This window comes from Phaeobacter sp. HF9A (assembly GCF_011806385.1).
Classification (GTDB): domain Bacteria; phylum Pseudomonadota; class Alphaproteobacteria; order Rhodobacterales; family Rhodobacteraceae; genus Epibacterium.
In genome coordinates, this window is the sequence record NZ_JAATOX010000146.1 from 1 (window position 1) to 8,700 (window position 8,700).

Sequence of the window (8,700 nt, forward strand, 5' to 3'; positions counted from 1 at the left end):
TGCGGGTCGCGTTTAGCTTGGCGGAATCGGCCACAAACGGCGGCATTGCCTTCCAGGTGGACGACAGCACCCTGGGCAAGAGCAAGATCCTGATCCTCCATTCCGCCACGCCGCTGTTTCAGGGCATGCGCCCCACCGCAGAAAGCGCGGCCAGTTTTGCGCAGGCGCTCCAGACCAGCGCCGACGCGGATGCCGGGCAGATCTTGTCTCTGGACAGCAGCATCCTGACAACGGCTAAACCCTAAGCCGTTCGCAAAAATTCAAAAAGGATGGACGCTGCCGTGATCGAACGGGCGCTACAGCACGTCCACCACAATCACCGAGATGTTGTCTCCGCCGCCACCGGTCAGCGCGACCTGAACCAGACGATCCGCAACGGTTTCCAGCGGCGTCGAGCTGAGCATATCTTGCAACATCGCAAAAGTAGCGTATTTGGTCAACCCGTCCGAGCAGAGCAGAAAGCGATCTCCGGCGACGGTTTCGCCGCGCACCTTGTCCAGCATCAAATCACCATCAATACCCACCGCCCGGGTGATGGCATTGGACTGTGGGTGCTGATCTGCCTCGTCCCAGCTCATCCGACCGGCCAGCACATAATCGGCAACAGCCGAATGATCCGTGGTCAACAGCTCAATCTCGCCATTGCGCAGCCGATAGATGCGACTATCCCCCGCCCAAAGGCAGAGGAAATGCCCGCGACTGATCACCAAAGCCGCGACGGTGGCGCCGATCGTGGTGCCACCGCGATTGTCGGATTCCGCCTGAATGGCGCGATGCGCGCCATGGATCGCATCCCGCAACGCATGCATTTTCCCTGCCGGATCAAGATCTTGCGGAATGGTCGCGACCATATCTGCGATCAACCTGCTGGCATAATCACCCGCGTCATGTCCGCCCATGCCATCTGACACCAGCCAGATTTCATGCTCCGGAAGCGCCAGGATGGAATCCTCATTGGCCTTTCGGACCAGCCCTGTGTGCGTTTGAGCGATATAACGGGTGTTGCGCATCTCGGTCATATCGGGCGGGCCTCTCTCCAAATACCGGCGCCAAGGTCAAACAGACCCATGGCTTGTGGCCCCGTCGGCAGGCCCTTGCAGGCCAACATCCGAGGCTGGCCCTCCAACACGGTTGACCAAATTCCCAGATCGCGCCCCTGCTGTTCCAGCAGACCCGCCGCCACTGCGACCGGCAGACGCGACACCTCTCCGACACCGGTGAGCACAATACTGTCGTCACTCGACCGTAAAGGCGCCACCGCGCGCATATCCGGCACCCGCACCGATGCCAGCTGTTGCGCCAGGCGGGTTTGGTCCATGCTATCTTCCAGACAGTCTAATGCAATATCTTCCAGTGCTTCGAACATATCGCTATCGCTGAAATGATCCAGGGCGACCGGCCCCGGCGTCGGCAAGGCGGCGACCAGGGTCAGCGGAAAACGGCGACCGACGCGGTCGATCGAGGGCATCACCACCCCGGTGACTTTCTGAGCGCCCGCGACCCCGGCCGGCAGGGTAAAGCGCCAGATCGGGGCCGACATATAGTGGCGGTCGAAATGCGGGCCATAGGTGCTCTGGCCGGTGGCCATGACCGTCTGGATCCAGGGGTCCCAGATCCGCACAAACCCCGCCGGTGGCGACAGTCGGAAGAAATCCCCGACTGTCGGTATCTTGCCAAATGCCCCGAATGCAGCGGTCATCACATTGACTTCGGACAAGAAAACTTGGCCATCGCTGGCAGCGCAAAGGGGTTCACCGAGGAGCCGGCCTGAAGCTCGTACAAGGCCAGCCGCCCGCCGACGGTAAAGTTCAGACGCCGCCGGTCCACCGCATTGGTGCGCCGCACCTCCGCCGCGTCGAGCAGCCGGAACCAGGCCCAGGGCCCATCCTTTGACAGCACGTTTTCGCTGTCGCGCCGTTTGGGATTGAGCGTGATCCGCGCCAGCCCGACCGAACCGGGCCAGGTCACCGCAACCGGCGTCGGCTGGCCCATCTTGTGATTGAACTCAACCGTGGTGCCGTCGATTTCGAGGATCATCTCCTTGGCTTTGGGGTCCAGCGCCTTGGGGGTGATCTGGAACGGAACCGAGGGCGCCGCGCCATTGGCAAAGAACGCCTCGCGGATCTCGGCGGCATATTGCATCTGGTTGAGCACCGATTGGCTGATGCCCAGATCCGCGCCGGCACCGGTGGATTTGAACGTCCAGGGGTTGGAGGCGGTGTTCACATATTGCGCCAGATTTGCGTTGAAGAAGCTGTCGATCAACCCCCCCGGCGAGAACAGCTTGGCAAAATCCGCCATCGCCACATCCGCCCGCGCGGAGCGGTTGAACGGGTAGCGATTGTTCAGCGCCTGGGTACAGAAGGGCAGCACATCCGATTGCCAGGCCGCATTGATTGACGCCCGCGTGCCCTCGGAGGTGATCCCGGAGGACCCGACGGTGATCTGCTTGGCCCAGCGTTGCATCGGCCCCTCGAACTGGCTCGCCGCTTGCTGGAACTGCAACAGCGCCTGACTGCTGGAGCCCCCGGAGGAAATGCCGCTGATCGTCATCTTGTTCAGCTCCTGATAGACCGTGAGCAACAGCCCCATCAGCCCGTCGAGCTGCGAAGGTTGCCCATCGGGGGCGTCCACCAGTTGATGCAGCCAGTCAAAGCGGTTCTCGACAAATTTCCCCGGTGGAAGCGTCGGCTGCCCGCCCTGCGTGGTGCCAGTTCTCATCAGCGCTTCGAGCAGAATCTGCCCCTGGATAGACAGGTTGGAGCGCGCCTCCAGATTGGCGACCTGCCCCAGCCCGTCATTCACCGCCGAGGTATCCACCAGCGAGCGGGACTCTGTCAGCTTGGTTTCCTGCGACACTGCCCGCAGCACGTTTTCGATGGGCGAGCTCGCCCCCGAGAGCACCCGCGTCACATCCACCGCCTGATTGAGCGATTGCAGCGGGATCACATCCAGATCGCCAAGGATATCATCATATCTTCCAATGAAATCATTGTAGTAGAGATCAAGCACATCCCGGCTCAGGGCGAGCAGCGCGGCTTCGCTCTGGGCGTCTTCGCCGTCGCCGGCCAGCACCCAGGCTTCGCTTTGCACCCGTTTGGAGACGCTCACCGCCTCGGAGAGGAAGACGTTGTTGAAGCCATCATAGGTATAGATGCCCTCGATCCCCTCCGCCATCGGCTTGCCGGAACTGCGGGTCATCACGCGGGTAATCTCGGGTCCGCCAATATCCGTAAGGCGCCATTGCGGCAGCTCGGTCGCCGCCTGAGAGTTGATGATCCCCGAATAGACCCGCTGCGACATCGGCATTTCCGCCAGAACGCCGCGCGCCTGCTTGATCAGATCGCCGTTCAGCGCGATTTCTTCCATCGGCTGCGACAAAAGCGCGGTCAGATGGTCGTTCAGATCCGCCCGCAGCTGTTGGCGCACAACCCCGGGATAGGTGATCTGTTCCCAGTCGTTGTTGAGGAACTCCTTGACCAGATCCGGATTCATCGGACCTTGCAGCCCAAGCATCAGATAGATCTTCAGCGATTCATAGAGCGCATCGACATCGTTGATATTGGCCGCGATCTGCTCTTCCAGCCGCACCAGCAAGCGGGGCAGGAAGCGCCGGTTCAGCGCCGTGCGATAGGTCTGTGCGCCCTGTGTGCCAATCACCTCGCCCTGATAGAGGCCGTAAGTCTCCGAAAGATCCGGGTCCGGCGTCGAGAGCACCGGATTGCCCGGCAGATCGCGTAGCAGGTTCAGCGCGGCCACCACCGGCACCAGATCGCTGTCGCCCACCGGGCTCGGCGCGATGTTGTCCGCAGCGTCCTTGTATTCATCCACCTGAGCGCTGGCTTCGGCGATCATCGCCTTGTTTTGAATAAAGGAATTCACCCAGAGCCCGCCCATGGTCAGACTGACCAAAACGGTCGCGGTCACCGCGATACGGCGGGCCCCGCGCTAGCGGCGCTCCCCCTTGTCATCCGCAGACACCCGCCCCCCCTCGGGGGACAAGACGCCCTCGAACAGGCGAGTGAGGAAGTAGGAGCGGCCAGTGCCCTTGCCGGAGCCGATGGCCTGGCGGCCAATGCCGAAGGTCTGCGCCATGCCCAGCATCAGCCGGTCGATCGGCGTGCCCTCCTGGGTGCCGGAGGCAAAATAGACCCCGCGCAGCATCTGCCGTTTCTGGTAGGCGTTGTCCTGAAACACCTCTTTCAGGAACTCCCGCGCCACAGCCCGCACCGACGCCACCTGCGACGGGAACCCCGCCACCAGGGCGCGGCGCTGCGGATCGGTCTCGGCCTGCATCTTTTCCAGAAGCTGGGCGTTCAGCTGGCCCAGCAGCCCCGCAAATTCCTCGTCAAAGCGCGACACCGGATCGACATCGGATTTGCCCTTCGGCAGCGGCAGGGTAAAGCCCCAGACCTGCTCGCGCTCCTCCTTGCCAAGCGTGTCGTAAAATTCCTGAAAACCCGCGATCAGGTCGGCCTTGGTAAAGACCACATAGACCGGAAAGCGCACGCCCAGACGTTCGCGCAGCTCCGCCAGCCGGTTGCGGATCGCAGTGGCATGGGCTTTTTGCGTCATCTCGTCCTGCAACGACAGATCCGACAGCGAGATCGCGATCATCGCGCCATTGATCGGCTGACGTTTGCGGTATTTTTTCAGCAGGTTGAGAAACCCAAACCAGGCGGCATTATCCGCCTCCGCGTCGCTTTCCTGAGTGGTATAGCGCCCCGCCGTGTCGATCAGAACCGCCTGATTGGTGAACCACCAGTCGCAGTTGCGGGTGCCGCCAACGCCACCGATCGCCGCCTTGCCCAGCTTGTCCGCCAGCGGAAATTGCAGGCCGGAATTGACGATTGCCGTGGTCTTGCCCGCACCCGGGGGGCCGATCATGATATACCAAGGCATTTGGTTCAGATGCTTGCGCCCGTTCTTGGATTTGCGAAGCTCGGTGAGCGCGGTCTTGAACTTGCCTTTCAGCTCGACCAGCTCTTCGCCGACCACGTCGTCTTCGACCACATCCACGGCATCGGCCATCTCGTCGGTCATTTTGCGATCCCGGCGCGCGCGCAAAAGCGCGATCAGCAGCATCACAAACAGCGTCAGCGCCCAGAGAATGCCAATGGTCACCACCCGCGCGGTCACGCTGTCAAACGGACGCCAGCTGTCGCTGCCGATAAAGGGGGCAAAATACCAGATACAGGCAGTCAGGGCAGCCGCAAGCAACAGCAGGATCGTATAGATCGAGCGAAACAGCGGCAGGATATAGCGACGGATCATTCTTGTACCTCCTGCACAAGCAGGACTTCGATTCTTCGGTTCTTGGCGCGGCCTTCGCGGGTGGAATTATCCGCGATCGGGTCCTGGTCGGCGCGCCCTTCGGCAGACAGGCGGCTCGGGTCGCTCAGCTCTTTTGCCATGCGGGCCATCACCGATTTTGCCCGCGCCAGCGACAGCGCCATATTCGACGGGAAGCGGGCCGAGCGGATCGGCACATTGTCGGAATGCCCGACGACGATCACCTTGCCCGGCTCATCGCTCAGCGCCTCGGAGAGACGATCAATCGGATCATCAAACGCCGATTTCAACTGATCAGAGCCGGAACCAAACATGCCCGAACCGGCCAGTCGGATGGTCAGCGTATTGCCCTTGGGGAAGACCTCGACAATGCCGTCCTTGATTTCCTGCTCCAGAAAGCCGGAGACCTTGGCGATCTGTTGTTCGATGGTCGGCACCGGCAGCGGCGGTGGCGGCGGCGGCGCGCGGCGCTCCAACGTGGCGACCTGACCGGATTCTACGCTCTGCATCTTGCCGATCACCCGTTCGGTATCATTCGACAGCGCCCAGCTGAGCCCTACGAATTGCGCCGCCAGCAGAACGGCGGCGACGGCGATGGAAATCCACACCAAGCGCCAGGCCGAACGCACGATAAAGGGTTTGACGACGCCTTTCCAATGGGGCGACAGCTCCCATTCGACCTGCCCCCTCTGGCCCCGAATAATCCGCGCCAGCGCGGCACGGATTTGCAGGTGTTTTTCAGGACCGCCCTGTTCAACGCGCAACCGCCCCTCAAAGCCGAGCGACATGCACATATAAAGGAACTCCAGCATATCAATATTGGACGCGGGTTCCTTTTCCAGCCGCGCCAGCAGATCATAAAAGCGATCGCCGCCGACGGTTTCGCGGTGGAAGGTGCCGACCATAGATTGCAGCCCCCAGGCGGATTGCCCGCCCCAGGGGGTGTTCAGCACCACGTCATCCAGCGTCGCACAGAGCGCATAGCGGGCGATCTTGACGGTCTGCGCCGCCACCCCGGCCTGCAAGGCGCGGTTTTCAAAGGCCCGCACCTCTCCCACCACGCTCTGGCGCAGCTTGTCCGGGTCCATATGCTGGGCGCGGTTGCGAATGCGGCTGATCAGCGCAAACAGCGCCGTGGCACAGGCGGTGAGCTGGTTCATGCCGGTCAGCGCCACCGCGGGCGCCTTGCTGCCCGTCGAAGACATCGCCGGCGAGGAACTGGGCACGCCATAGGTCTCGCCACCGCCGCCAGCAGCGGGCTGCGGCGCCGGTTGGCTCTGTGGTTGCGGTTGTGCAGAGCGGCGGCCACCGGGATTGGGCCGGATCACCGTCTTGTCGGTATCCCCCGGTTCTGCAAAAGGATCGTCAAAATCGCCCATTGGCTTACTCCTTCAGCCGCGCTTATGCATTGCGGATCGCCCAGAGCTCCATATTGAGCCCCGGATATTGGCCGGACACATGCACAGCGATGCCCCCAGAGGTGGTCATCTTGCGCCAATAGGGGCTCTCGGAATCCATCTCGAAATAGACCACGCCGGAATGATACGGGATTTGGCGCGGCGCGACGGGCAGCGGTCGCAGAGTGATCCCCGGCAGCGCCGAATTCACCAGCTGGCGGATTTCCTCCACCGGGCCGATCTTGGCCTGACCGGAGAAATGCCGCCGCACGTCCTCGGCGGGCACATCGGCCTTCACCGCCAGCACAAAGCCGGAGTTGCCGATCAGCTTGCGGTCCGCGATGACGCCCACATAGATGCCATATTTGCGCGCCTCCAGCTTGATCGGGATCGCGGTCTGTTCCAGCACCGAGCTGAGATACTGCCGCAACACCCGGATCACCGGCGCAAAACAGGTGCTGAGGTTGTCATGGGTATAGGCCGGAAATTCCGGCGCCACCTTATCGGTGCTCATGAAGGCCGAAAGCTCCCCCGCGAGGCCCGCCGCCACTGAAAACAGCCGCTCCGGGTGCAGGTTCTCGATCTGGCGCAGATGGCGCACCAGCGGCAGGCTGCGGTTGACCACCGCCAGCAGCATGAAATCGGACACATCCGCCACGCCCCGGGCACCACCGCCCTCGGCCAGACGCCCGGAGAGCGCCTCCATGCGATGCGCCAGCAGCCCTTCCAGCTCGCGCAGGAAATCATTCAGCGGCGCGGCGCCGCGGATGTCCAGAACCGAAGGGATAAAGGACTGATCCAGAACGATTTCTTTGTCGGCGCGCACCTCGATGATGCGGGCGACCGGGATCGCCAGAAGATCCGCCATATCATCCACCGCCAGCGCGAATTGCAGCCTGAGCTTGCCCACGTCCAGGTCCACCGGCTTGCGGTCCACAGAGGTGACATCGGTCACCTGCTGCTTGCCCGGCCGCAACCGGCTGGCAGACCGTTCCGCGCCGCTCAGGTCCACCTCGGTGCTGCCTTGCCGTCGCTGCGGCACGGTCAGATACACCACGCAATCCTTGACGGTCTGCGGCACCTCCAGCGCCGGCGGGTGATCATCCGCCATCGGCACCCGGAACACCGCGCCGTCATGGGTCAGCCCTTCGCAGGACTTCAGCGCGAACTGGCCGATCTTGAGCGCCTCGAAATCGACCTCCACGCCGGTGAACCCCCAGGCATAGGGCACCAGACGGCGCGCAAGCCCTGCGACCTGCGCTTCCATATAGCGGTCGGACTGCTGGAAATGATGCGGCTGCAAAAACAGCCCCTCGGTCCAAAGCACCTTGCTATCCCAGGACACCTGGCTCTCCTCTCTTTTGACCAGACACCTAGGTGTTGGCCTCATCCTTCAACCGGTCCATCTGCGCCTTGTAGGCGCGCGCGAATTCGCGACTGAACAGATCATGAAACTCGTTTTCCGCCTGGTCGGAGATCTCTGCGTAATGCTCCTCGTAGACGTCCCAATATTGGGCCTTCCTGTTGCGCAGCAGCCCGCCAAGGCCGCCTTTCTTTTCGATCTGACTCTCCAGCAGCTTGGGGTCGAGCTTGGCCAGAACCCCTTTCAACGCGGCTTCCATGCCGGTCACCATGGCGATCTCATGCGCCTTGATATCGCGCAGCGCTTCCTCGGCGGCGGCCTGCGCATCGAGATAGCCCCGGGCGCGCGGCTTCACCATCGCCTCCACCGCCTGTTCCGGCGAGATCGAGAATTTGAGCGGGTTATTGCCCCCGGCGGAAATCATCGTCTGTTCGATGCGGAATTCGGATTTGATCGAGGTCCGCGTCATCAGGATTTCGCGCAAACCGACGATAAAGGTCCGCATCACCCGGCCCATACGCTCCATCACCGGGCCATGATCCTCGGCAGGGACGCTGAAATCTTCCAGTTCCAGCGCGTCGAGAAAAGCCTGCGCGCCACGGTTGCCCGCTGGTTGCGACGGCGTCGGAGTCACTGCCGGGGTCGGGG

The 8,700-nt window shown here is 62.4% G+C and carries 5 protein-coding genes and 2 pseudogenes; 1 reads left to right on the top strand and 6 read right to left on the bottom strand.

Annotation, left to right across the window (positions count from 1 at the left end; genetic code table 11):
• A pseudogene (locus tag HCZ87_RS18250) lies at positions 1–245 on the top strand (serine/threonine protein kinase); the annotation flags it as partial.
• Between the two features lie 51 nt (positions 246–296).
• Here HCZ87_RS18250 and HCZ87_RS18255 read toward each other — a convergent pair.
• From HCZ87_RS18255 to tagH, 6 genes and pseudogenes are all read right to left on the bottom strand, one after another.
• On the bottom strand, positions 297–1,019 hold the full coding sequence (locus tag HCZ87_RS18255) for a PP2C family serine/threonine-protein phosphatase (RefSeq protein ID WP_167646122.1): 723 nt from the start codon (positions 1,017–1,019) through the stop codon (positions 297–299).
• Positions 1,016–1,699 (bottom strand): type VI secretion system-associated protein TagF, encoded by a 684-nt coding sequence (gene tagF / locus HCZ87_RS18260; RefSeq protein WP_167646124.1) that lies wholly within the window; start codon positions 1,697–1,699, stop codon positions 1,016–1,018. The genes HCZ87_RS18255 and tagF overlap by 4 nt, the downstream gene beginning before the upstream one ends.
• A pseudogene (gene tssM, locus HCZ87_RS18265) lies at positions 1,699–5,274 on the bottom strand (type VI secretion system membrane subunit TssM). The gene tagF and the pseudogene tssM overlap by 1 nt, the downstream one beginning before the upstream one ends.
• Positions 5,271–6,671, bottom strand: coding sequence for a type VI secretion system protein TssL, long form (tssL, locus tag HCZ87_RS18270; protein WP_167646126.1), 1,401 nt, complete (start codon positions 6,669–6,671; stop codon positions 5,271–5,273). The pseudogene tssM and the gene tssL overlap by 4 nt, the downstream one beginning before the upstream one ends.
• Positions 6,672–6,693: 22 nt before the next feature.
• Positions 6,694–8,034 (bottom strand): type VI secretion system baseplate subunit TssK, encoded by a 1,341-nt coding sequence (tssK, locus tag HCZ87_RS18275; RefSeq protein ID WP_167646128.1) that lies wholly within the window; start codon positions 8,032–8,034, stop codon positions 6,694–6,696.
• Positions 8,035–8,062: 28 nt separating this feature from the next.
• Positions 8,063–8,700 (bottom strand): type VI secretion system-associated FHA domain protein TagH (gene tagH / locus HCZ87_RS18280; RefSeq protein WP_167646130.1); only part of this gene is annotated, 638 nt, incomplete at its 5' end.